At 35.1% G+C, this 22,900-nt stretch carries 22 protein-coding genes, 1 tRNA gene and 1 pseudogene; 9 read left to right on the forward strand and 15 right to left on the reverse strand.

What is annotated here, in order from left to right; translation table 11 throughout:
* The first annotated feature begins 66 nt into the window (after window positions 1–66).
* The 3 genes from EYD45_RS15640 to EYD45_RS15650 all read left to right on the forward strand — a co-directional run bounded on the left by EYD45_RS15640 (window position 67) and on the right by EYD45_RS15650 (window position 2,179).
* On the forward strand, window positions 67–819 hold the full coding sequence (locus EYD45_RS15640; RefSeq protein ID WP_130965564.1) for a hypothetical protein: 753 nt from the start codon (window positions 67–69) through the stop codon (window positions 817–819).
* 119 nt (window positions 820–938) lie between these two features.
* Entirely contained in the window at window positions 939–1,610 is a 672-nt protein-coding gene (gene rsmI, locus EYD45_RS15645) for a 16S rRNA (cytidine(1402)-2'-O)-methyltransferase (RefSeq protein WP_130965565.1), read from the forward strand.
* Window positions 1,610–2,179: a uracil-DNA glycosylase family protein gene (locus EYD45_RS15650; RefSeq protein WP_130965566.1), complete on the forward strand. Its 570-nt coding sequence runs from the start codon at window positions 1,610–1,612 to the stop codon at window positions 2,177–2,179. Before rsmI ends, EYD45_RS15650 begins: the two co-directional genes overlap by 1 nt.
* Window positions 2,180–2,205: 26 nt before the next feature.
* Here EYD45_RS15650 and EYD45_RS15655 read toward each other — a convergent pair whose 3' ends face one another.
* From EYD45_RS15655 to EYD45_RS15670, 5 genes and pseudogenes are all read right to left on the reverse strand, one after another.
* On the reverse strand, window positions 2,206–2,502 hold the full coding sequence (locus EYD45_RS15655) for a DUF2141 domain-containing protein (protein ID WP_130965568.1): 297 nt from the start codon (window positions 2,500–2,502) through the stop codon (window positions 2,206–2,208).
* Window positions 2,502–3,590, reverse strand: a complete 1,089-nt coding sequence (locus EYD45_RS15660; RefSeq protein WP_130965570.1) for a linear amide C-N hydrolase — start codon at window positions 3,588–3,590, stop codon at window positions 2,502–2,504. Before EYD45_RS15660 ends, EYD45_RS15655 begins: the two co-directional genes overlap by 1 nt.
* 90 nt (window positions 3,591–3,680) lie before the next feature.
* Window positions 3,681–3,920 carry a cyclic nucleotide-binding domain-containing protein gene (locus tag EYD45_RS16970; protein ID WP_233702676.1) on the reverse strand — a complete coding sequence of 80 codons (240 nt, stop codon included), beginning with the start codon at window positions 3,918–3,920 and terminating at the stop codon, window positions 3,681–3,683.
* Window positions 3,921–4,172 (reverse strand): annotated as a pseudogene (locus EYD45_RS17110) (Crp/Fnr family transcriptional regulator); the annotation flags it as partial.
* A gap of 111 nt (window positions 4,173–4,283) precedes the next feature.
* Window positions 4,284–4,874 carry a carboxymuconolactone decarboxylase family protein gene (locus EYD45_RS15670; protein ID WP_130965573.1) on the reverse strand — a complete coding sequence of 197 codons (591 nt, stop codon included), beginning with the start codon at window positions 4,872–4,874 and terminating at the stop codon, window positions 4,284–4,286.
* A gap of 59 nt (window positions 4,875–4,933) precedes the next feature.
* On the opposite strand from EYD45_RS15670, the gene EYD45_RS15675 reads away from it, so the two are divergent.
* Genes EYD45_RS15675 through EYD45_RS15685 form a run of 3 tightly spaced genes read left to right on the forward strand, consistent with a single transcriptional unit; the run spans window position 4,934 to window position 8,379 of the window.
* A complete protein-coding gene (locus EYD45_RS15675; RefSeq protein ID WP_130965574.1) occupies window positions 4,934–5,362 on the forward strand; it encodes an OsmC family protein in 429 nt (142 codons plus the stop codon).
* Window positions 5,363–5,416: 54 nt separating this feature from the next.
* The gene (recJ, locus tag EYD45_RS15680; protein WP_130965576.1) at window positions 5,417–7,108 is read left to right on the forward strand and encodes a single-stranded-DNA-specific exonuclease RecJ; all 1,692 of its coding nucleotides are present in this window, start codon (window positions 5,417–5,419) and stop codon (window positions 7,106–7,108) included.
* Between the two features lie 5 nt (window positions 7,109–7,113).
* Window positions 7,114–8,379 carry an MFS transporter gene (locus EYD45_RS15685; RefSeq protein WP_130965577.1) on the forward strand — a complete coding sequence of 422 codons (1,266 nt, stop codon included), beginning with the start codon at window positions 7,114–7,116 and terminating at the stop codon, window positions 8,377–8,379.
* A 28-nt stretch (window positions 8,380–8,407) separates the two neighbouring features.
* On the opposite strand, the gene EYD45_RS15690 is transcribed toward EYD45_RS15685, so the two are convergent.
* The 5 genes from EYD45_RS15690 to EYD45_RS15705 all read right to left on the reverse strand — a co-directional run bounded on the left by EYD45_RS15690 (window position 8,408) and on the right by EYD45_RS15705 (window position 11,994).
* Window positions 8,408–9,169 (reverse strand): UDP-2,3-diacylglucosamine diphosphatase, encoded by a 762-nt coding sequence (locus EYD45_RS15690; RefSeq protein ID WP_130965578.1) that lies wholly within the window; start codon window positions 9,167–9,169, stop codon window positions 8,408–8,410.
* 212 nt (window positions 9,170–9,381) lie between these two features.
* On the reverse strand, window positions 9,382–9,834 hold the full coding sequence (locus EYD45_RS15695) for a 6-pyruvoyl trahydropterin synthase family protein (RefSeq protein ID WP_130965580.1): 453 nt from the start codon (window positions 9,832–9,834) through the stop codon (window positions 9,382–9,384).
* A gap of 127 nt (window positions 9,835–9,961) precedes the next feature.
* On the reverse strand, window positions 9,962–10,135 hold the full coding sequence (locus tag EYD45_RS16775) for a hypothetical protein (protein WP_165453953.1): 174 nt from the start codon (window positions 10,133–10,135) through the stop codon (window positions 9,962–9,964).
* Window positions 10,136–10,162: 27 nt separating this feature from the next.
* Window positions 10,163–11,497, reverse strand: coding sequence for an MATE family efflux transporter (locus EYD45_RS15700; RefSeq protein WP_130965582.1), 1,335 nt, complete (start codon window positions 11,495–11,497; stop codon window positions 10,163–10,165).
* Window positions 11,494–11,994 (reverse strand): GNAT family N-acetyltransferase, encoded by a 501-nt coding sequence (locus EYD45_RS15705; protein ID WP_130965583.1) that lies wholly within the window; start codon window positions 11,992–11,994, stop codon window positions 11,494–11,496. Before EYD45_RS15705 ends, EYD45_RS15700 begins: the two co-directional genes overlap by 4 nt.
* Before the next feature lie 58 nt (window positions 11,995–12,052).
* Here EYD45_RS15705 and EYD45_RS15710 point away from each other — a divergent pair, with 58 nt between their 5' ends.
* Together EYD45_RS15710 and EYD45_RS15715 are read left to right on the forward strand one after the other, a co-directional pair.
* Window positions 12,053–12,847, forward strand: a complete 795-nt coding sequence (locus EYD45_RS15710) for a universal stress protein (RefSeq protein WP_130965585.1) — start codon at window positions 12,053–12,055, stop codon at window positions 12,845–12,847.
* Between the two features lies 1 nt (window position 12,848).
* A tRNA-Ala gene (locus EYD45_RS15715) sits at window positions 12,849–12,922 on the forward strand.
* A gap of 52 nt (window positions 12,923–12,974) precedes the next feature.
* On the opposite strand, the gene EYD45_RS15720 is transcribed toward EYD45_RS15715, so the two are convergent.
* From EYD45_RS15720 to EYD45_RS15735, 4 genes are all read right to left on the reverse strand, one after another.
* A complete protein-coding gene (locus tag EYD45_RS15720) occupies window positions 12,975–13,817 on the reverse strand; it encodes an alpha/beta hydrolase family protein (RefSeq protein ID WP_130965587.1) in 843 nt (280 codons plus the stop codon).
* Between the two features lie 2 nt (window positions 13,818–13,819).
* On the reverse strand, window positions 13,820–16,573 hold the full coding sequence (locus EYD45_RS15725; RefSeq protein ID WP_130965588.1) for a PD-(D/E)XK nuclease family protein: 2,754 nt from the start codon (window positions 16,571–16,573) through the stop codon (window positions 13,820–13,822).
* Between the two features lie 76 nt (window positions 16,574–16,649).
* Window positions 16,650–18,038, reverse strand: a complete 1,389-nt coding sequence (locus EYD45_RS15730) for an OmpA family protein (protein ID WP_130965590.1) — start codon at window positions 18,036–18,038, stop codon at window positions 16,650–16,652.
* A 181-nt stretch (window positions 18,039–18,219) separates the two neighbouring features.
* The gene (locus tag EYD45_RS15735) at window positions 18,220–21,363 is read right to left on the reverse strand and encodes a UvrD-helicase domain-containing protein (protein WP_130965591.1); all 3,144 of its coding nucleotides are present in this window, start codon (window positions 21,361–21,363) and stop codon (window positions 18,220–18,222) included.
* Between the two features lie 122 nt (window positions 21,364–21,485).
* Between EYD45_RS15735 and EYD45_RS15740 the strand changes: the two genes are divergently transcribed.
* A complete protein-coding gene (locus tag EYD45_RS15740) occupies window positions 21,486–22,094 on the forward strand; it encodes a superoxide dismutase (protein WP_130965593.1) in 609 nt (202 codons plus the stop codon).
* 285 nt (window positions 22,095–22,379) lie between these two features.
* On the opposite strand, the gene EYD45_RS15745 is transcribed toward EYD45_RS15740, so the two are convergent.
* Window positions 22,380–22,772, reverse strand: a complete 393-nt coding sequence (locus tag EYD45_RS15745) for a hypothetical protein (RefSeq protein ID WP_130965594.1) — start codon at window positions 22,770–22,772, stop codon at window positions 22,380–22,382.
* Between the last annotated feature and the right edge of the window lie 128 nt (window positions 22,773–22,900).

Here is a 22,900-nt window from a genome sequence, read left to right on the forward strand (position 1 = left end):
AAAGGTGGCGTAAATTTATTAAAATCGAAAGTCTAAAACGCATTAATTTTTTAAAATTATACTAAGATGAAGAAGAAGTTGGAATCTGAGTTAGTGAGTATTGCACATAGAATTCTTAAATTAAAAGGAAGGGAAGATGTTTTAAGGATGCATGAAGAAGCACGCTTGCTTTATGAAAAGCTGTCGGTTTTAAAATTTGCACATGAAAATTTTGACGATGATATTCCAACGATAGGCAACAATTCTTCATTTTTTGACATGTTGGATACCGCCTTCAATAATAAAATAAGTGATAATATTGAGGTTGAAGATAAAATTTATATCAATTTGGATGATGTGGTTGACGATGATATCTCAGAACCTGTTATGAACAAAATCAAGGATATGGTAGAGTTTATGCCAGAGGAAACAAAGCAACAGGAGGAGGTAGATAAGATTATTGAATCCGTGGTGCCTAAAGAAGAAACCCATAAAGGCGAGTTGGAAGATTTAACTGCAGATTTCAGGGATTTACCTGTGTTTGAGCCCATTTCAAAAGTGCAACAACAAAATGGACAGGAGAAAAAAACGTTGAACGACCGCATTAAAAGTGGCGGTATGAGCATCGGTCTCAATGATAAAATTGCGTTTATCAAGCATTTATTTGAAGGCAATGCCACTGATTACGATCGTGTGATTTCCCAATTAAATACCATTCAGTCCTTTGAAGATGCAGATCGCTTTATCGAAACCATCGTGAAGCCAGATTACAATAACTGGGACGGGAAAGAAGAGTTTGAAGAACGTTTCAAAGCAATTGTTGAAGCTAAGTTTAGTTAATATTTGGGTGTTACCCTCGATTATAATCTAGAATATTTCATGAAACCAACATGCTCGGGTCGGGCTTTCACTACTCGCTCTCTTCAAGGAGCTCAAACATACCGTTCAATCCCTAACACATGAGTAAACTTTACCTTGTTCCAACACCCATCGGGAATTTAAAAGATATAACCTTTCGAGCCATTGAAGTCTTAAAAGCTGTAGATTTAATTCTAGCAGAAGACACCCGAACCTCGGGGAAACTACTAAAGCATTTTGAAATTACCACCCATATGCAATCGCACCACATGCATAATGAGCATAAAACGGTTGATAACATCATTCAAAAACTAAAGGGAGGGACTTCTATTGCGTTGATTAGTGATGCAGGAACTCCTGCGATTTCCGATCCTGGGTTTTTGTTATCCAGAGCATGTATTGAAAACAACATTGAAATTGAGTGCTTACCAGGTGCTACGGCATTTGTGCCAGCTTTAGTAAATTCTGGATTACCAAACGATAAATTTGTATTCGAGGGGTTCTTACCAGTAAAAAAAGGGCGACAAACTCGATTATTATTGTTAGCTGAAGAAACCAGAACTATGATTTTTTATGAAAGTCCACATAAACTGGTAAAAACCTTAGGGCATTTTTGTGAATATTTTGGGGAGGATAGACCAGTTTCGGTTTCAAGAGAATTGACAAAATTATACGAAGAAACCGTAAGAGGTACTGCAAGAGAGGTTTTGGACTATTATACCAAAAAACTGCCAAAAGGAGAAATAGTTGTTGTGGTTGGGGGGAAAAAGTAATGGAAGATTTACTTCAAGACATACAGCAATGTACCATCTGCAAAGCACATTTGCCTTTAGGCCCTCGGCCCGTAGTAGCCGCACATCCAGAATCTAAAATAGTAATCATCGGACAAGCACCAGGAACAAAAGTGCACGCCTCTGGTATTCCTTGGGATGATGCCAGCGGGAGGCAACTCAGAAGATGGTTGAATGTTACAGATGAAGAATTTTATGATGAAAAAAAGTTTGCCATCATTCCCATGGGGTTTTGTTATCCTGGAAAAGGAAGAACAGGCGATTTACCACCGCGACCAGAATGTGCACCCCAATGGCATGAACTTTTATTTGACGAACTAAAAAATGTAGAACTCGTGATTTTAATAGGGATGTACGCCCAAAAGTATTATTTGGGAAAACAGGCCAAAAAGACGTTAACAGAGACCGTTAGAAATTATAAAGTATACTTACCAAAATATTTACCGTTACCGCATCCATCACCACGAAATCGGTTTTGGTTGATGAAGAACCCATGGTTTGAGGTTGACGTGTTGCCGCAATTAAAGCAGAGAACTCATGAAATATTATAGACCAACCTCTTTGCAATAAAAATACTCTACTTTATCTCCAAATCAATAACAGTATTAGCATCAACAATAAACTTAGCTTTTTCAAATTTTGGCGCGCCCATAAAGCCCTTAGCATTATTTGAGAATGCAAATGGCTCAGATGGAATTCCTAGGAAGTTAGTATCCAGTTTTCCATTATTATTTACCTCATGGTAGGCCATAACAGCATATTCCCCTTTTGGAATTGAATAAAACATTACGGATACTTCATTGTTCACCACACTGCTTTTAGCCGCTTTAATGGGTTTTCTGCTTTTATAATTTGCTTCACTATTTACCAGCATTAATGCGATTTTTCCACTGTTTTTTTCACTTTAAAATTCACTTTGATATTAATTGTGTTCTCAAAGGCATCATCTTTTAGAGCCTTTTCAGGTTGCATTTGGTACGCATTCATCTTTTCATAATCAATATAGGGAATACCAAAATTCTCATGGAATGTATCAACTAAAGACTTGTTTTTTTCAAAAGTGTAGGCTTCAAAATTCAAACTTTCAGAATTTATTTTTGCGGCTATAGAGTTGTTATTTTCAAAATTAAAATCATGTAGTTTAACCGTTTTTACGTTAGGATTATTTCGGCTTAAAAATTGGATTTCTTTAGCGGTAATATCGTAAACAATGCTCCATTGTGTTTGGGTTGTTCTGGTTGGCAACAAGGTTTTGAACAAAGCTTTGGGGTCAACAGAATCATCAAGATTTAACTCAGAAATACTTTTTGTTAAATGGCAATATCTATCAAGCGAACTTCCCGAAGTTTTATCCAAATTGTTTTTATGAGTCGCCCAATAGTTTTGTGAATTTTTATAATTACTATTCGTGATTAATTGATGATTATCAGACGACTCAATAACTACAGTTTTTCCATTTATAAACTCAATTATTGCTGATTTCCCAGAGGTGTCAGCGATAAAATAATGCACTTTTGCCATCACAGGGATTATGGTAAGTTGTTTTAAGGCATATAGAACTTCATCAACCGATGCGTAATTATCTAATTGGTATTGAATCCATTCTAATTCAGAAATTGTTTTAGAGTGTTCAAACACTTCATATTCACAATCATCTTGATTCCAAAGTTGTTTCACGACCAAACCAGCTTCATTCATGCCACCAAAAGGGAATTCTTTACCAATTTGGTTGAAGGTTAAAGATCCATATTTTGAGGTCCACGATACTGTATTATCGCCCTTAAAATTATACCCATTTTTAAAGATATTTTTATCATTTTTTATGATATAGCTATGACTATGCTGCCAATCGAAGTTTTTGGCGAAGTACACACTATTTTTAGCACGACACATAAATGCAGAACATGCTGAGACTTTTATTGAAGAAAAAAGTATGATAATAATTAAAACTGAAATTCTCATTTTTCTAGGTATTAAATTTATACTCCAAACTTAGAACTTAACACGATAAAAAAAATTGACCTATGGTAAGAAAACCAAAACAGATATTATTTACTCAGATAAAAGTTGCTTTTTTAGTCGGCTTAACGATTCTGGAGTAATGCCAATATAAGAAGCAATCATGTAATTGGGGATAGATTTTAAAATTTCTGGTCGTTCTTTTAAAAGCGTTAAGTATCTCGTTTTAGCATCATCTAACAGGAAGGAAGACGAGCGTTTATAAAAATCGATGTATAAAAATTCACTAATGCGCCTCCCAAAAGTATTAAATGCTGTACTCGATTTATACATCCTCTGAACATTTTCATAGGATAACGCCAAAAGCTCTACATCGCTTAGGCATTCTATATTTATACGCCCTTTGCTTTGGGTTAAAAAACTGCTATATGAAGAGCAATAGGAATTTGGGAAATAAAACTGTGTTGTAACTTCTTCACCGTCTTTTAGGTAGTACGATCTTAAAATACCATCATTTACAAAATAGACGTAGTTACTTGTAGCGCCTTCTTTTACAATGACCTCTTTCTTTTTAAAGTGAAAGATTTCAAGCTTATCTTTTAAAGTTTTTTTTCGTTGTCATTTAGGTCTACAATCTTCGAAAAGAAACCTATAATTTTAGAATAATCAACATTATGCATGTCTTCTCATAAAAATTTAAACATGCTTCCCTTTCTCCCAACCGTGTTTTCCCAAATACTGCTCCCCACTTTCAACGGCGCCATCTTCAATAGAAGTGCCCATGGAATCATTCCATCTATTCAAATAACCAAATAAGGAAATAACACCGAGCATTTCCACAATTTCACCTTCGTTCCAGTGTTCATACAAGCGTTTTTTTATAGTATTATCAACGGCATTTGGCACTTGAGAAGCTGCTAAACTAAAGTCTAAAGCAGCGCGTTCAGCTTCGCTAAAAGCAGGATGTGTGCGGTATTCCCAAATATTATCTAGTTGTTCTTGTTCAGCGCCATACCGTTCAGCAGCACGAATAGCATGTGCTTGACAATAACGACAGCCTGTAGCGTTACTTGACACCCAGGCAATCATACGTTTCAATGCTGATGTTACACGTCCTTCATTAGCCATAACAGCTTTATTTAAATTGATAAATGCCTTACTGATGGCAGGACGACGTTGCATGGTTAATACTGAGTTTGGACAAAAGCCCAAAGTTTCGTTAAAGAATTCTGCAAGTGCTTTGGTTTCCAGATCGTGCTCTGGAGATAATGGCGTTACTAAAGGCATGATTTTATTTTTTTAGTAGTATTTTTGAATTTACAATTAACGAAAAATAATTCAGAAAAATGGCAATAAAAGTTTCCACAAAATGGTTAGGAGAAATGCGATTTGAAAGTACCAATCCTTCGGGGCATAATTTGTTTATTGATGCAGGTGAAGAAAACGGAGGCAAAAGTGAAGGTTATCGCCCTAAAGCCTTAATGTTATCAGGATTAGCAGGTTGCTCTGGGCTAGATGTGGCTGCTTTGATAAAGAAAATGAAGTTGGATGTTGATGATTTTAATATAGATATTGAGGCAAATTTAACTGATGAGCACCCTAAATATTATGATAAGGTGGCAATGCATTTTCATTTCTATGGGGATAATTTACAAGAAAAGAAATTGCAACGTGCAGTAGATTTATCCATTGAAAAATACTGTGGTGTTATGGAAATGTTCCGTCAATTTTCAGAATTGGATATAGAAACGCATTTTCATACCAAAAGTGCCTAGACTGATAAGTACTTTTAATTTAGGGTTTAGAAATTATAACTTAAAACTTTTTGAATGCGCTGGACGCTTAAACCAAAACCAAATTTAGAAAGGATAAAACATTTACAAGAAGCACTTCAAGTTGATGAAGTAATTGCAACGATTTTAGTGCAACGTGGTATTGAAACTTATGAGGAGGCAAAGGCATTTTTTCGCCCTAGTTTAAGTCATCTACATGACCCTTTTCTAATGAAGGATATGGACAAGGCGGTGGCACGTATTGAAAAAGCTATTGCTGATAAGGAAAATATTTTGGTTTATGGCGATTATGATGTGGATGGCACTACGGCAGTGGCTTTGATGTCTACATATCTTAAAACTAAGCATAATCTAGTGTATACCTACGTTCCTAATCGGTATGATGAAGGGTATGGCGTATCCAAAAAGGGTATCAACTTTGCGTTAGAGAATGATTTTTCATTAATTATTGCATTAGATTGTGGTATCAAAGCCATAGATAAAGTGGCCTATGCAAAAACATTGGGTATTGATTTTATCATTTGCGATCATCACAGGCCTGGAGAAAATATTCCTGAAGCAGTAGCGGTTTTAGACCCAAAACGCGAAGATTGCGAGTACCCTTACAAGGAGTTATGCGGGTGTGGTGTTGGTTTTAAGTTGATTCAAGCTTTAGCACAAAAGGATGGAGAAACTACAGAGGATTTAATCAAGTATTTGGATTTGGTAGCAACGGCCATTGGTGCAGATATTGTACCTATTGATGGTGAAAACAGAGTAATGGCTTATTTTGGACTGCATGTTATTAACACCAACCCAAGACCGGGAATTAAAGCAATCATCGATCAGGTTGAAAAAACAGAGTTGACCATTACCGATGTAGTTTTTATCATAGCGCCTCGTATTAATGCTGCTGGCCGCATGGAGCATGGTAATTTTGCTGTAGCCTTATTAGCAGATGAAGAATACGAGGATGCAAAAAAACACGCCGTAGATATTGACAATTACAATTTAGAAAGAAGAGCTACCGATAAAGAAATTACTGAAGCGGCCTTACAACAAATTGAAGAAAATAAAGAGCAAGACCGATTGACCACTGTAGTTTATGGCGAAGATTGGCATAAGGGTGTCATAGGTATTGTGGCTTCAAGGTTGACGGAAACCTATTACCGCCCTACTTTGGTATTTACCAAAAGTGGTGGAAAACTGGCGGCTTCGGCACGTTCAGTAAGAGGTTTCGACGTATATAATGCTTTAGAGGCTTGCAAAGAATATATTGAGCAGTTTGGCGGACACAAATATGCAGCTGGTTTAACCCTAGAAGAAGAAAACTATGAAGCTTTCAAGCAAGCTTTTGAAGATGAAGTTTCTAAAACTATTGATAGAAACTTATTAACTCCAGAAATTAAGATTGATACCCAAATTGAATTAAACGATATTACGCCTAAGTTTTATAGAATTTTAAAACAATTTGCACCCTACGGACCAAGTAATATGACACCCGTATTCATGACCGATAATTTAAAAGATACTGGCTATGGAAAGTGTGTTGGTGCTGATAAAACACATCTGCGAATTACTGCAAGTCAAACCGATTCTAATAGTATCGTGGCGATCGGTTTCGGGATGGGAGATAAATACGAATTAATTTCTGAGGGAAAACCATTTAAGGCTGTGTACTCCATTGACGAAAATGAATGGCGGGGTAACGTGTCGTTGCAATTAAAATTAAGGGATATTAAAGCGTAGTTATTATGGCAAAAACCGACCCATATGCTGCACTAAGAATTAGAGAGTTCAATATTTTTTTACTGCTGCGCCTGTTTCTAGTATTTGGTTGGTCCATGCAATTTATTGTCATTGAATGGCAGGTGTATAGTTTGACAAAAGATCCATTATCGCTTGGGATTATTGGGCTTATGGAAATAATTCCAGCATTTACCATGGCTTTGTTTGCAGGTCATATTGTGGACCAGCGAGAAAAACGAAATTTATTTGCCCTTTGTATCGCTGCTTTTTCACTCATTAGTTTAGGATTATTTTTGTTGACCTCAGATACCGTTGTAGGTGATTGGTCTACGCGATCTATTCTTTATTGTATTTATGCCTTGGTGTTTTTTGGAGGGTTTTTGCGTTCGTTTTTTGGACCAATAATTTTCTCCTTAGTAGCTTTAATTGTTCCTAAGAAAATATATCCTAATGCTGCAACTTGGAGCACAAGTACTTGGAAGACGGCTGCGGTTTTAGGAGCACTTTTCGGAGGGTTTTTTATCAGTTGGATTGGTGTGGCAAGTACCTTATGCGTCGTGTTTTTTCTTGTGGTGATTTCCTTTTTTATGGTTTTTTTAATTGAGAAGAAACCCATTTTAAATAAAAAGATAGGCGAGCCTATGATGGACAGCCTAAAAGTTGGTGTACGTTTTGTATTTCAAAATAAAGCAATTTTAGGAGCGTTAACGTTGGATATGATTGCAGTCTTGTTTGGTGGTACTGTTGCCATTCTTTCCGTATTTGCACAGGATGTTTTGGAAGTGGGTAGTGAAGGTTTTGGGATTATGAATGCTTCTATTTCGTTGGGAAGTATTTTAACTATGTTCGCCACCACTTACATTCCGATAAGTAAGAATACAGGCAAAAAAATGTTGATTGCGGTATTTGTATTTGGATTGAGTATTATCGGTTTCGGACTTTCAAATATTTTTTGGGTGAGTGTTTTAATGTTATTTATTAGTGGAGCTGCAGATGGTATTTCTATGGTGATTCGGCAAACGATTTTACAATTGAAAACCCCTGACGATATGCGTGGGCGCGTATCTTCTGTAAATTCTATGTTTGTTGGCTCTTCTAACGAATTAGGCGCTTTTGAAAGTGGTTTAACCGCCAAAATAATGGGACCTGTTGCTGCCGTAGTTTTTGGAGGTTCCATGACGCTACTCACTGTTTTTACCGTTGGATTAAAAAACCCTGTTCTACGTGAATTGGATTTAACCGAGGATATTGAAGCTAGTGAGGTAGAGTAAAAACTATGTCTGGTAAAAGGTGGACTAATTATACTTTATACTCCTTTAAATCCAAAGTTTCTCCATCAAAAACTCCATAAGTAAAATACTGAATCCAATCCCCAAGATTAATATATTTGGAATTGTTGTTGAGGTCGATATCCAGCGGCAAGTGCCTGTGTCCAAAAACGAAGTAGTCGCGGTGTTTGTCGTCTAGTTTACGCTTACAATACTGCACTAGCCATTCATTATCTTCACCAAGAAATTTAGCATCTTCATCGCCTGAAATCATTTTGTTTTTAACGGACATATAATGCCCCAATCGCACACCAAAATCGGGATGTATTAAACGTTTAAAGAGCCATTTACAAATGGGGTTGGTGAAAACCTTTTTCATACGCTTATAACCTTTATCTCCAGGACCCAATCCGTCACCATGACCAATGAAAAAGGTTTTGTCGTTAAAAGTGAATTCTTTGGGTTTGTGATATACGGGAATATTTAGTTCTTCTTCAAAATAGCCATCCATCCACAAATCGTGATTGCCTACAAAGTAATGAATTGGAATACCAGAATCTGATATTTCAGCAAGTTTACCAAGGGTGCGTGTAAAACCTTTGGGGACTACTTTTTTATATTCCATCCAAAAGTCGAACAAATCGCCTAACAAAAAAATAACGGCTGCATCTTTTTTGATCTCGTCCAACCAAGCAACGAATTTTTTTTCGCGAGGTAAGGATGCTTCTCGTGTTGGGGCGCCGAGGTGATTATCGGAAGCGAAATATATTTTTTTTCCTTTTGGGATTTGCATATGGTAAATATAGTTTTTTGCCACGAATTTCACGAATTATGATAAACTTCTGTAAGTGGCTCGTAAAGCTTTTGCAAATGTGAAGTAAGTTTTATGTTTTGCTGATGATAGCAAACAGGACTGCGTTTGGGATTGAGGCATTTGTTGAAGCTCCCTGACGTAGGAAGGAGCGACTGCCGAAAGCCCGACCCTGTAGGGGAACGCCCAAAAAATCAATCTTGATCGTTAGCGAACCATTCCGCAAAACTGGTAGCAGTTTCTTGAAGTTTTAAGGAGTGCAACTTAATATTTTCAGGTAGGCGTGCTTTTATTTTTTTGGCAAAATCGATAACCATCATTTCACTTGTGGGTTGATAATCAACCAATAAAATATTATGTCCACGGGTCTGCAGCTCTTTGGCTAGTTCTACATGAGGGGTGTTTTTGTTGAACACCGTAGCGTGGTCGAAAACGCTAACAATTTCTTCTTTCACGATTTTTTTGAGATCACCAAAATCGATAACCATACCGTATTTTACGTTAGATGTGTCGCTAATGGGTTTTCCAATAACGGTGACGTCGAGACGGTAACTGTGCCCGTGTACGTTTTTACATTTGCCATCGTAGCCATAAAGGGCGTGACCGGTTTCGAAAGAGAATTGTTTGGTGATGCGTATGTTACTCATTTGAATGGTATTGATGGACAAAGATACTATTTGCGACGTTTTTTATTGACAAAATAGACGATAATTAGCACGAAAGCCAGGAGCAAAAAAAGACCGTTGCCACCTAAAAAGCTAAGAACATCCATAATTATCTGTTTTCGTTGCGTTTTTTGCTGTAATAATAAATCATGTAGGCGATGATAACCAGAACTACAAAGGGTATCATGGCACCAATAAATACGCCTATTTCGTAACCACTATCGGGCGCATTTTTAATTTTTTCTTCTATATCTGGGCTTTGAAAGAGGCTTAAAAATTGCATCGGTTTGCTTGAAAATTGGTTGTAAAGTTAATTGTTTTTTGCGAGTGGGATGAATTGTTTATTAAAACTAATAAGAAGAGGTAAGGCTCTTGCTATCATCCAAAACGTGAGCGCAATAAAAATACCATTTAGCTTAAAATTGAAATAATCTAAAGCGTATAGTATTGGAATGAAAACTAAAAACGTGGCGAGTAGCAGTACATTTCTTAACGTTTTCATTTTGCCCAAGCCTTTAAAAATTCCATCAAAAATAAATGCGATAGAGCAGATGGGTTGCATGATGAGTACTATCCAGAATATATCGTAAAAACGTTGCAATACTTCTGGTTCTTTTGTGAAAAGTAAACCGATGGGTTTGTAAACAATGAATCCCGCTACCGTTAAAATGAACCCCACTACCAATCCGATTTTAATTAATTTTTTATTGAGATTAACGAGATTTTTGTAATGTTTGCCTCCATATAATCTACCTGACATAATATTGCCAGCACCCGCATAACCATCAATAATAAAAGCACCTAGAAACCATAGATTAATAGCGATGGTATAGGCTGCTATATAGTTTTTACCATATCCTGTGGCGAACCTTGTAGCAAAATACAAGGTAATATTGAGCGCCAGTGTTCTCACAAAAAGATTGAGAATCATGACGATAAATCTTTTAATTTCTTTATTAAACGGAAATGTTGGTATTAAGGGTATACTCGTTTTTTTCAGTAGGAAATATGCTGAAAACAATGCCATAAGGATTTGTGCGATAACACTGGCGTAGGCTGCGCCTTCTATATTCATGGGTTCCAGATATCCTGGAATACCATATACCAAAATGAAATCTAAGATAATATTTGCAGATGCGCCAATAATGGCAATAATCATTGGATGATATGTGTTTTGTAAGCCTCTAAATGTGCCAAAAACTGCTATAGTAAACAAAGTAAACGGAAAGCCAAAAACCCTGATTTTATAATATAGCACGCTGTAATCTAATATAAGATTAGAGGCGTTATAGAGTTTAAAAATTTGAGATGCGAAAGGATAGGTGCTAGCGATTATTAAAAGACTTAGCGACGTTACTATAAATATGGCTTGTGCTGGCAGATTTTTTACAGATTCCAAATTATCTGCTCCTAAATATTGAGATATTATGGCGGAAATGGCGCTTCTGGTTTGCCCTAAAATCCAAATGAGCATGGATAAAAATGTTCCCACAATGCCTACAGCAGCAAGTGATTCTACGGGATTCACATCAATATTACCTACAATTGCTGTATCGGTTATAGACAGAATAGGTTCTGATATTCCTGAAATTAATGCTGGAATAGCTAGTTTATTGATGTATTTTAAGCTGATATTGCTGCTCACAGGACTAGTTCATAACAATGGAAAGGATATTCACTTTGCTTTGGAAAGTAAATATCCCCCAATTTTTTATACCCGCGAAGTTCGTAAAACTTTTGGTTTCTTTTGTTCTGTGAAAATGTATCTAATCTTATGGAAGTGTATCTTTTTGTTACAGCATAGTTTTCGGCGAATGACAATAATTCTTGCGCATGGCCTTTGCCTTGATAATTAGGATGTACCGCTAAGCGATGGATATAAATGTTATTTTTATTTGGTGTTAACCATAATATTGGGATGTATTCTTCATCCATAAGGGTTGAAATGGTAATGCAACCTATAATGGCATTGTTAATCTCTAAAACATAGCATTCATCTCGTTTAATATCTATTTCAAAAGCTGCGGCATTTGGGTAAAATTCATTCCATTGAAAAATGTTTTGAAAAATCATGTGTTTTGCAGACGCCTTGGTAATTTCTAAAATTTCATCTACATCTTCGAGTATTGCTTTCCGTATCATTAAATTATTTACTTTTGCCCCAAAATTTATTGTAAATTTAAGCTTTAACTATCTGGTTATGAAAAATATTTTGGTTCCTGTGGGATCGTCAAAAAATGCGGTAAGTCATTTGCAATATGCTGTAGATTTTGCCGAGGCTTTTGGCGCAAAGGTTTTTGTTGTGCAGGTTTATAATGTATTTACCAAGGCAGGAACTATGATGAACGTCGACAAAATTATTCAACGCGAAAGTTTAGAGTTCCTGAATGGGTTGGTGGCTCAAGTCGATAAAAAAAATATTGATGTTTATGTGAAGGTTTTGAAAGGTGACATGGTTGAGACTTTAGAGTTGGCCTGTAAAGCGGCTGATGTAGATTTAGTTTTAGTTGAACCAAGAACGAACTCTATTAAAGACGAAGTGTATTTAGGGAAAACTTCTGGAAAAATTATCAAGCAAATGGATGTGCCCGCATTGATTGTTCCTGAAGGCTACAGGTTTTCGGCTCCTTCAAATATATTGATGGCAATAAAATCGGCCATTATCAAAAAGGAAAACGTGTTACAACCTCTAAAAGATGTAAAATCAAAATTTGATTGTGATGTTGACCTACTTTTGGTAAAGACACCGTATCATAAAGCAGGTGATTTTGATGTGAATGAAGAACTAGGTTCAATCGTAAGAAATACTACTGAAAGCATAAATGCTACCACATTTCAAGGCGTATTAGAGCATTTTCAGTCGCACAGTCCCGATATGCTTTGTGTTGTAAGACGAAAACGTGGGTTTTTTGCTAAAAAATGGGAAAAGGATACTATATTGCGCAAAGATTTTTTTATTAAAACACCTGTTTTAGTATTAAGCGGTTTAAAATAAAGGGGATGTAGCTCAGTTGGCTAGAGCGCTTGACTGGCAGTCAAGAGGTCGTCGGTTCGAGCCCGATCTTCTCCACAAAAGGCGACATCCCAGGGATGTCGCCTTTTTATTTAGTGAGAACTAAATACTAAACTCGTACAAATTTTATTATAGCTTCAACAGCTATATTTAATTCTTTTGAGAGCGAATTTAGCTTCCAAGGGTGCTTGGTGTTAAAAACGTGATCTGCTCCATCTATCAGTTTTAGTTGGCTTTTTGGATTCCACGAATGGAGTTGATGTGCCTCATCAATTAAAACACTAGTATCATTATCGCCATGAATGATGAGGTAAGGAATTTTTAAATTTGAAACGGCTCTCATAATTGTAAGTCGCTCCTCGTTCTCCATGTAATTTTCATAGAATTGATAATAGTGAGGCATTTGTTGTTTGGTTCTGCCATTCATCACATATTTCACCCCATCTTTTTTCCATTGTTCTAAATCGCCAATAGTTGAACTTCTTTTTCCATAATCGCAAACGCCTGCAAGACTTATAACTCTATTGATACGATTGTCCTCTTCAGCTTTAATCGTAACAATACCACCACCTCTACTATGCCCTATGAGACTTATATCTTTGGAATCTGCCTCTTTTTCAAATTCTGAAGTGCTACAAATCCAATCCACTACACTTTCTAAATCATCCAGTTCTTTGGTATAGTTGTTATTTCCAAAAGCCTCTAAATCTGGAAAATCAATAGGTTGTTCTACTGTACCTCCATTATGGGAAAAATTGAATTTTATAAAGAAAAACCCAGCCTCTGCAAATGCATTAGCCATCAAATCCCAAGCGCCCCAGTCTTTGAACCCCTTATACCCATGGCAGAAAATGATAATTGGTTTGGGTTTTTTATTTTGTAGATAATACACATCAGTTAAGATGGGCTTGTCATGTTGACCTCCAAGGATAATATTTTTAATTATAGTCATAATTAAACTTCTTTTTCTTTAAAATCGATATTAGGATTACAAATTTCTGAAATAAGCGCTTTTAATTCAACTTCAAAAGAAGCCAAAGTAGCTTCAGTAATAAAGGTATCTTTTTTACCTCTTATACTTTCTTTCTTGGCAAATTTTAAAACCCCAGAACTTAAATTTTTAAAGGAAATTATTCCAGCTTCAATAGGCAATATTACTTGTTTGGATTTGTACATCATATAGGCATAAGTTAATACCTGAAAGCTTTTGCTGTACTTTTTATAATCGGTCGTAATATCATTCCAGTTTATAATTTCAACTTGTGCTTGTTGTACATTACCTGTTTTGTAGTCGACAATTCTGGTGTTTCCGTTGTACTCATCGACACGATCAACTTTCCCCGTTAATTTAACAGGGAATTCAAGTTCAGGAATATCCAGTTCTATCATGTTGTCCGCTTCTATCTTAAGAATTTTTATTTGATTTCCTGCCTTTAAATCTTCAATTTCTGCATTTAAGAAATTAGAGATATAGCGCTTGGCAATTTCAAATACAATAAGATTTTTTCCTTTTGAGATATCACCTTCTTTATACTCTTTTTTAAAATGATAAGTAACACGTTCTTCAATTTCAGATTTAAAATTTTTGACAATATCAACAGTTAAAAATTGATTTAAGAATGGTTTGTAAAACTCCTCAAGTGTATTATGAACCACAGTACCTAAAGTATTTGCAGCAACAGTTTCTTCAACATCTTCATGCTCTTTGATTTTTAAAATTTTCTGATAATAAAAATCAATTGGATTTCGCATATAATTCGTTAAAGATGATGGTGAAAACCCTGATTTAGCAACCTTATAAATCTCTTCCAAGAGATGGCTTGTCTTTTTAACCACCTTTAAATTGTGTTCTATTTTAGGAACTATTGGAGCGATAATTTGATGATTGATATGGTGTATGCCTTCTAATTCCAATTGTGTAATAAATCGACTCTTTTCACCTCCAGAGAGCACGTCGGCCTCTGTATTATAAAGTATGTATACGTTTTTTGCGCGTTGCAATAGCCTGTAGAAATGATAGGTGTACACTGCATCTTTTTCTTTATAGGTGGGAAGTTTGTTCTCCAATTTCACATCAAACGGAATAAAGGAATTGTTACTCTTACCAGAAGGCAAAATACCTTCATTTACGGATGAGATGATTACCGTTTCATAATCTAACACACGAGACTCTAGCATTCCCATAATTTGCAGTCCTTTAAGAGGTTCTCCTTGGAAATCTAATGTTTCACTGCTAAGTAACTCTTTGTAGACGCTGTACAATGAAGATATATCTTGAATATGGCGATATTCAGAATTTAATCTAATTATTTCATTAAAAAGAGTGTTAAAGCGATAGATATACTCAAGAGATAATTTATTATACGACTTATTTTCATCTAGCTTTTCTTTAACGGCAAAGATTAAAGTGGAACATTTAGATAATACGTTATCTATGGAAGCATTCCAACCTGAAAAAAACAGATCAATAATATCGCTGTGTTTTGGTGCTATTGTTTTTAATTTTTCTGATGTAAGGTAGGTAAGGTTATTGCTTTTTATATATACAACAAGCTTACTTACAATATCTTCATCAGCACTTGAAAAGAGTAATCTTGTAAATTGATGTGATAAAATAGATTCTACATCTTTATAATAAAAGCTATTTGATACCGTTTTATGAACACGAAATAAGGCCTCAAAGAGAGAAGCCAGGGGAATAGATTTTAAAGGGAAACCCATGGTAATATTTAGGGCTTCGATATCAGGCGGTAATGAGTTTAAAATAGGAACCAATAAGTTTTCGTCTCCTAAAACTACTGCCGTATCTTTTAGGTTTTTATTTTCTTTTTTTAAATCTTGAAGTAACTCTCCAATATATTTTGCTTGTCCTACGTTTTTTGGGATGCCAAAAACTGATATTGATTTTTCTTGGGAATAATGGTTAGTCTCCCATTTGAAAAGATGCTTTTTAAAATAGGTCCAATTGGTTTTGTGCTGTCTTGTAAATAAAGCAGCATCGTGTTTGGGGTTGTTTAAAAACACTTTGTCAATATCCCAGTATATCTCAGCTATATCGTTGTGAAGTAATTCTTTAATTATGATTTCCTCTGCGGTATTTAGAGCATTAAAGCCTAAAAAAATGAATTTTTCATCGTTAGTGTTTTGTATGAAGGACTCAATGTTTTCTACTGCTTCTCTGTATATTAGACCTTGGTACCCAACCCCTTTATTTATTAATGCAGTGGTAAAATGGTCGTAGTAAAGACTGAGTTTATTCCAGAAGGATAAATACTGTTTTATAAAGTCGGTCTGATTTTTCTCAGTAGACCAATGATTAATTTCCTGTATGGCGCTTAAATAATCAAAAATTTGCTTTTGTGGTATAAGATATCGATCTATCTCATTAAAGTCCTGAAGCAGTATTTGACTCCATTTAGAAAAAGACTCAAATGTGTCTTGTTGAGATTTATCAGTAAGTTTTAGATACGTAGTATAAAACTCAAAAAGTAAGTCTGTATTTGTAACACTATTAAGTTGAGAAAGCTCTTCAACAAATTCTTCAATACTTATAATTTTTGGTGCAAAAAGTGTCTTATTACTAACTTTTGGTATTTGATGTTTTAAGAATAATCCAGCGCGTTTACTTGGTAGTACAAAAGTTAATTCTGAGAGATTATAACGGTTTTGCTGTAAATCTTTTAAAACATCAAAAATGAAGGAGGTCATAGGTGTATAAAAATAAAAAACGCCTCGGGATTACCGAAGCGTTTTTAAACTTATTATGTTAAGATTTAACTTGCTTTTACTTAGCTAAGTTAATTTCTACACGTCTGTTGTTAGCTCTACCTTTTCTAGTTTTGTTAGTATCGATAGGCTTAGATTCTCCATATCCAAGAGCAGATAATCTAAATGCATCAATACCGTTTTCTACTAAGTACTCTTTTACAGAGTTAGCTCTAGAGTCTGATAATCTTTGGTTAAGTTTTTCACTACCTACACTATCAGTATGTCCTTCAACTGTAAACTTAGCAGTTGGGTATTCTTTTAAGATTGTGATAATATCAGCTAATACAGCAGCAGATTGTGCTTTTATAGTAGATTTACCTGTATCAAATAAGATAGTTTTTGCGTATTCATTTAAAGTTTTTTGAACTTCTTCAGAAACTTCAGGACATCCGTTATTAGCTACGGTACCTTTAACATCTGGACATTTATCGTCTTTGTCTAACACACCGTCACCGTCAGAATCTGGCCATGGGCATCCTTTGTTTGCAGCAGGACCTGCTTCGTCTGGACATTTATCGTCTGCATCAGTAACACCGTCACCGTCTGCATCAGGACATCCGCCTAAAGCTTTTAAACCAGCAACAGTAGGACAGTTATCATCTTTGTCAACAACACCGTCACCATCTCCGTCAGGACATCCGTTAAATTCGGCTGCTCCAGCTTCGTTTGGACAATCATCTTTGCTGTCTTCGATACCATCACCATCTGTATCAGGACATCCGTTGAACGCCTCTAAACCAGCAACGTCTGGACAAGCATCATCTTTGTCATAGATACCATCACCGTCTGTATCAGTACCACCAAATCTAATTGAAAGACCTGCTGAATGTTGAAAATGTGTATCTAGGTAATCTTCAAACGCATGTTTATAAGCTGTTTGGATAGTTAAACCAATATTTTCACTGAACCACAAGTTGAAACCTAAAGTACCATTTAAAGTACCAGCTCCAATTTCATCTATCCAAGTGTATCCACCACCGATTCCGATGAATGGATCAAAAGTTTTCCAATCTAGTACTTCACCAATACCATATTTGATAGTACCGTCAATTGCATAATATGATAAATCGTCAACGTTTCTAGTTTCTTCAGGAAAAGAACCAGGAACATCTCCCCATTTATCAATTTTGTTTAAAGAACCAGCTACTCCGAAAGAGAAACCATCTCCAATATACTTAGAAACAGAAATAGTAGATAGGGAAGGTAAAATGTTGTAGTGGTCTTCTACGTTGGCAAACTCATCAAAGATAGTTTCACTAAAAGGACCTCCATCTCCATTTGGATATGCATCAACTGCATTTACCCCAATGGTTATTTGCCAAGGGTTGTTTTTGTCTTGCGCATCAACATTGCTAAAACCTAATACTAGCAACGTAGCGAACAATAATCGGCTAAGATTTTTCATATTCAAAAGTTTAATTTTTAAGTGTTAATTGTGAACAAAAGTAAGTTGTTAAATGTTATTAACAAAGACAAATATATAAAAAAATTGAAGATTACCTTTATCCATGCGTATTTCAGAATGATTTTAGATAATATTTTATGCAAAAAAGTACTTCGCGTATTTAATAAATCTTGAAAATTTATTACAAATTTTTAATTGACACTTTTTCGTTGATGTACACTAATATTTTTTCATCGACCATATAGCCCATTTCTTTGATTAAACTCTCGTAATCGTCTAATTGTTTTCTGTGTTTGGCATGCTCTTCTCCAGTTTTGTAATCAATAATGGTAAAATGGTTATTCTCTTTGTCCAAAACTAGCCTGTCGGGTCGAAATATGCGTCCCATGGTAGAAATGATATCACGCTCATTGAAAATGATGTATTTAGAACTGTAGTACTTTTTTAATTCTGGATGATTTAAAATGGTAGTGATTATATTTTGAAGGCTCTTCTTTTGGTTTTCGTTTATTTCTGATGAAGTGTAAAATTCATTTAAAACATCATCTAAATCATCCCTAGTTTTTATACTAGCCATAATATTATGGACGAGATTCCCTTTTTCTATGGCATCTTCTTGATGAGTATCCCATAGCATTCCAGATTTTGTAACTATGGTAATATTTAAATCTTCTTTAGCATTAGATATAAAGGTATTTTGTTGCTTTACGAGTTGTTTCTCCTGATGCCTTCTAATAGCCTTTTGCATTGTGCCAAAGGTATAATTAACTTCAGAAGGGTTCCACAAATTACGTTGCTTCAAAAAGTTTATGAACAGTCCGGAGTATTTTTTGTTTTTAGCGTCTTCTTTTAGATTCTCGTCGTCCTTAGTCAAAATAAAAAGTTGTTCTTCCGCTCTTGTTAAAGCAACATATAGCAAGTTAATATTGTCTAATTCTTGTTCAGATTTGTGCCTATTGTAAATTTCTAGACCTTGATTACCAAAATGCTCAAAATCATTATTAAAATTTAGCAACGCATGTTCAAAACCATTGTATTGACCACTATCTAAAGCAAACCACTCTTTTGGCTCTATTTCTTGATAAAGGTTTAAATCTGCGAAAGGGAAAATAACAATAGGAAATTCCAGCCCTTTAGATTTGTGAATGGTCATAATTTGTACTGCATTTTGACCTTCAGGAGAAATAATACTAAAACTGTCTTTTTTCTTGTCAAAATACTCCAGAAATGATGTAATATCCGAGCCTTTTTTCTGGTAAAAATCAAGCACTATATCTAAGTAATACTGAATGTAGGCATTAGGGACTTTTATCAAATTGAAACACCTTGCAATGGTCTCTACTAAATCATATAATGGCAGTTGCACTAAAGATTTACTGTTTATAAAGATATAATAGTGCTCCAGAGACTTAAAAAATTGTGTAATTGGTAAATTAATGTGCTTTGAAAAGAATTCGTGCACATCTTCAACCTCCAGCAATGTTGCTAAAAATGTTAAAACTTCAATTTTAATTTCATTGTTTTCAGGTTGGGATAAGAGTTTCAATATGTTATTGATGAAATTTACTTCAGGACTATTAATCACTAATAAAGTTTCCGAAGATAAAATAGGAATATTGTGCTCACTTAAATATTTAGCAACTGCAATTCCTTCTTTTTTGTAGCGTACCAAAACAGTGATGTCTGAAAGCTCATAACCGTTGGAGCTACAGGTAGTAATGGTATTTAATACTGCTTCACAATACTTTTCGTTTCTATCATCCTCTTTTTTAATGTCTAAGAGCGACAGTTCAACATAACCCTCGCTATCATCATGCATATTTTGGTGCGTATTTTTATAAAGATGTGCATAATCAGGATTTTGAAACACAGTTTCTGCAATAAACTTGAACAAACTATTGTTAAACTCTATAATTTCTCTGGAACTTCTGTAGTTCGTATCTAAATTGTTTACATCCTGTTCCAGATAAAAAGGTTGTGTGTTTTTATTAAACAAGTCAATGAACTGTTCTGCTTTTCCACCACGCCAGCGGTAAATGGCTTGTTTAGCATCGCCAACCAACATCGCACTGCCATTTTCACTAGAAAGCGCGTTGTTAATAAGCGGAATTAAATTTTCCCATTGTTTCACAGAAGTATCCTGAAACTCATCAATAAAATAATGCTTGAATTTTTCCCCAATGCGTTCATAAATAAAAGGTGTAGGTTGATCTTTAATTTCTTTACTTATGATACTGTTAAATTCCGAAATCAACATTTTGTTTTGGTCTTCCTTCAGTAATACAAGTTCTTTATGAATTGCATTTAAAACTGAAAGCGGTGTAATGTTTTTATAAAAAGCTTTTAAAAATTTAAGGTGAAATACATTTGCTTTTATTGTTTTATAAAACACCTCAATTTCAGGAAGGATTTGATCTATGGTGCTCGCTAAAACAGGGTCTAAGGTTTTGTTGTAAATGCGTTTGCCTTCAGATATATTTTCTTCTAGTTGATTATCGTATAAGCGATTAAAATCGAGACGCATCACTTTTTTAAAGTGGTTGGGAAGCGTACCTCTTGAAAAATCTGAATGCTCTAAACCAGCTTGTGCTATAAGTTCTAAAACACTTTCAGCATTTTTTGTAATGGTTTTTTCAGACTCAAAAATCTTTTCTTTAAGCAGTTGCTTCAACACTTTAAAATCATCAAGTGTCTTATCCTGAAGTTTTTCTATATAAGGTAGATCGTTTTCATTTACAAGGAGTTTGGCAATCTTATTAAAATCCAACGCTACGTCCCAACTTTTATCATCATCTGCTTTTTCAATAGCAAAATCCACCAAAATATTGGTAAGTTGTTTATCAGTTCCAGCTTTGTTAATTAAGCTATCCACAGCTTCATTCAAAAGTGCTTGTTGGTCCAGTTCAACTTCAAAATTTAAGGGCAACTTCAAATCATAAGCAAAGGTTCTTATAATTCTATGTGTAAAGCCATCAATGGTAGAAATATCAAAAGCAGCATAGTTATGAATAATGGTATCCAAAACAGTTTTTGATTTCTGGTGAAGAGCTTTTTCAGATAGGTTTAGAGCTTTGCAGAGATCATTAAACATATCGTTTTCAGACGTTTTTAAAATAGATTCGTCCGAGAATGTTTTCAACGTATCAATAATACGTCCTTTCATTTCAGCCACCGCTTTATTGGTAAATGTAATGGCCAAAATACGCTTAAACATTTCGGGATTTTTGGCGCCCAACACTAATTTTAGGTAAGATTTTACAAGCGTATAGGTTTTACCGCTACCAGCAGAAGCATTATAAATGGTAAAATCACTAGGCTTGTTCATACATCAAATTTGTTGACAAGATAAAAACTCTCAATGAGTTCATAACAATTTATTATTTTTAATTGATGCCTTTTATGTCTAACTTTGTTGAAATTAAATATTAATATTTTAAACAAATAATTATGGCTTTTGAATTACCAGATTTAGGTTACGCTTATGATGCGTTAGAACCACATATAGATGCAAGAACAATGGAAATACACCACTCTAAGCATCATGCAGGATATACAAACAAATTAAATGCTGCTATTGACGGCACTGATTTGGCAGGAAAATCTATTAATGATATTCTTACCAATTTAGATATGAGTAACGGTGCCGTTAGAAATAACGGTGGTGGATTTTACAACCACTCTTTATTTTGGAGTGCGATGAATCCTGAGGGGAAAGGGTATTTGTCAGGAGAATTAAAAGATGCTATTGAGGCAGAGTTTGGTTCTAAAGAAGGCTTTATGGATGCATTTTCTAAGGCAGCAGCGACACAATTTGGTTCTGGTTGGGCTTGGTTATGCGTGCACAAAGGCGGAAAAGTTGAAGTATGCTCTACACCAAACCAAGATAACCCTTTAATGCCAGGAATTGGTTGTGGTGGAACCCCTATTTTAGGCATTGATGTTTGGGAACACGCTTATTACTTAAACTACCAAAACCGTCGTCCAGATTATATAAGTGCATTTTTTAATGTAATTAACTGGAATGAGGTTGAAAGGAGATATGCTGAGGCAAAATAAGCTTTAGAGTATTTTAAATATAAAGGCAAATTCAGAAATGGATTTGTCTTTTTTTATGGCGTTACCCTGTCGGGTCGGGCTTTCCGCTATATCTTTTGCTTTTGTCATTCCTCAGAAGCCAGGAATCTACAATATAATTAATAGCTTTATTAGAAAAGACTACCTACTCTTCATTAAACAGCAAAAGGATGCCGCTGCAATCCCTAACGCGCTCACTCATATGGCTCACTCAAAACCTAAAAAGTTTGTTTGTTTTGTACGTATGTGGCAACTGGTTTCCCAAACCTAATTGACTCTCTTGTACTTCCCTTGAGCTTCTAATTTGCCACTTGCATTGGGATAATAAAAAATCAACATACGTTTATTGAGTTTTACTCTACTTTTTAAGGTAACTTCTTTTCCGTTTTTATATTCAGTCAATATAAAATACTTTCCTTTCTTCTTGATTCGTCCATTTTTAACATTCGGTTTGATACGCTTATAGGATGTCCATTCTTTTTTCTCCTCAAATGCCCAATCTTTGCTGGTATAAGTTGAGTCAGAGTGAATTTCCATGGTGTTGACAATATATAAATCGTCAAAAACGTAATCGTGCCATAAATAAAGTGGATCAGTATTTTGACCAACCATTCGTGATAATGTAAAGACCATTACAATTGAGAGATAGAACTTATTCATTTGTTACGTTTTTTAGCTGTCTAGTCCTGAAATATGGCTACAGGTTAAAAATTGATTTACGCTGTTTTTAAACCTGCCTTGCCGGCAGGCAGGTATACCATATTTGGTGTTTTATAATCTAAAGATAC

Source organism: Hyunsoonleella flava, from assembly GCF_004310325.1.
Classification (GTDB): Bacteria; Bacteroidota; Bacteroidia; order Flavobacteriales; family Flavobacteriaceae; genus Jejuia; species Jejuia flava.

Bases quoted from the DNA above. Each gene is read 5' to 3' on its own strand.
- EYD45_RS15690 (WP_130965578.1), bottom strand. From the start codon at position 9,169: ATGCAAATCCCAAAAGGAAAAAAAATATATTTCGCTTCCGATAATCAC.
- EYD45_RS15685 (WP_130965577.1), top strand. From the start codon at position 7,114: ATGGCAAAAACCGACCCATATGCTGCACTAAGAATTAGAGAGTTCAAT.
- EYD45_RS15725 (WP_130965588.1), bottom strand. From the start codon at position 16,573: ATGACCTCCTTCATTTTTGATGTTTTAAAAGATTTACAGCAAAACCGT.
- EYD45_RS15740 (WP_130965593.1), top strand. From the start codon at position 21,486: ATGGCTTTTGAATTACCAGATTTAGGTTACGCTTATGATGCGTTAGAA.
- EYD45_RS15650 (WP_130965566.1), top strand. From the start codon at position 1,610: ATGGAAGATTTACTTCAAGACATACAGCAATGTACCATCTGCAAAGCA.
- EYD45_RS15660 (WP_130965570.1), bottom strand. From the start codon at position 3,590: ATGAGAATTTCAGTTTTAATTATTATCATACTTTTTTCTTCAATAAAA.
- EYD45_RS15735 (WP_130965591.1), bottom strand. From the start codon at position 21,363: ATGAACAAGCCTAGTGATTTTACCATTTATAATGCTTCTGCTGGTAGC.
- EYD45_RS15695 (WP_130965580.1), bottom strand. From the start codon at position 9,834: ATGAGTAACATACGCATCACCAAACAATTCTCTTTCGAAACCGGTCAC.
- EYD45_RS15670 (WP_130965573.1), bottom strand. From the start codon at position 4,874: ATGCCTTTAGTAACGCCATTATCTCCAGAGCACGATCTGGAAACCAAA.
- EYD45_RS15655 (WP_130965568.1), bottom strand. From the start codon at position 2,502: ATGCTGGTAAATAGTGAAGCAAATTATAAAAGCAGAAAACCCATTAAA.
- EYD45_RS16970 (WP_233702676.1), bottom strand. From the start codon at position 3,920: ATGTATAAATCGAGTACAGCATTTAATACTTTTGGGAGGCGCATTAGT.
- EYD45_RS15745 (WP_130965594.1), bottom strand. From the start codon at position 22,772: ATGAATAAGTTCTATCTCTCAATTGTAATGGTCTTTACATTATCACGA.
- EYD45_RS16775 (WP_165453953.1), bottom strand. From the start codon at position 10,135: ATGCAATTTTTAAGCCTCTTTCAAAGCCCAGATATAGAAGAAAAAATT.
- EYD45_RS15720 (WP_130965587.1), bottom strand. From the start codon at position 13,817: ATGACTATAATTAAAAATATTATCCTTGGAGGTCAACATGACAAGCCC.
- EYD45_RS15710 (WP_130965585.1), top strand. From the start codon at position 12,053: ATGAAAAATATTTTGGTTCCTGTGGGATCGTCAAAAAATGCGGTAAGT.
- recJ (WP_130965576.1), top strand. From the start codon at position 5,417: ATGCGCTGGACGCTTAAACCAAAACCAAATTTAGAAAGGATAAAACAT.
- EYD45_RS15730 (WP_130965590.1), bottom strand. From the start codon at position 18,038: ATGAAAAATCTTAGCCGATTATTGTTCGCTACGTTGCTAGTATTAGGT.
- EYD45_RS15705 (WP_130965583.1), bottom strand. From the start codon at position 11,994: ATGATACGGAAAGCAATACTCGAAGATGTAGATGAAATTTTAGAAATT.
- EYD45_RS15675 (WP_130965574.1), top strand. From the start codon at position 4,934: ATGGCAATAAAAGTTTCCACAAAATGGTTAGGAGAAATGCGATTTGAA.
- rsmI (WP_130965565.1), top strand. From the start codon at position 939: ATGAGTAAACTTTACCTTGTTCCAACACCCATCGGGAATTTAAAAGAT.
- EYD45_RS15640 (WP_130965564.1), top strand. From the start codon at position 67: ATGAAGAAGAAGTTGGAATCTGAGTTAGTGAGTATTGCACATAGAATT.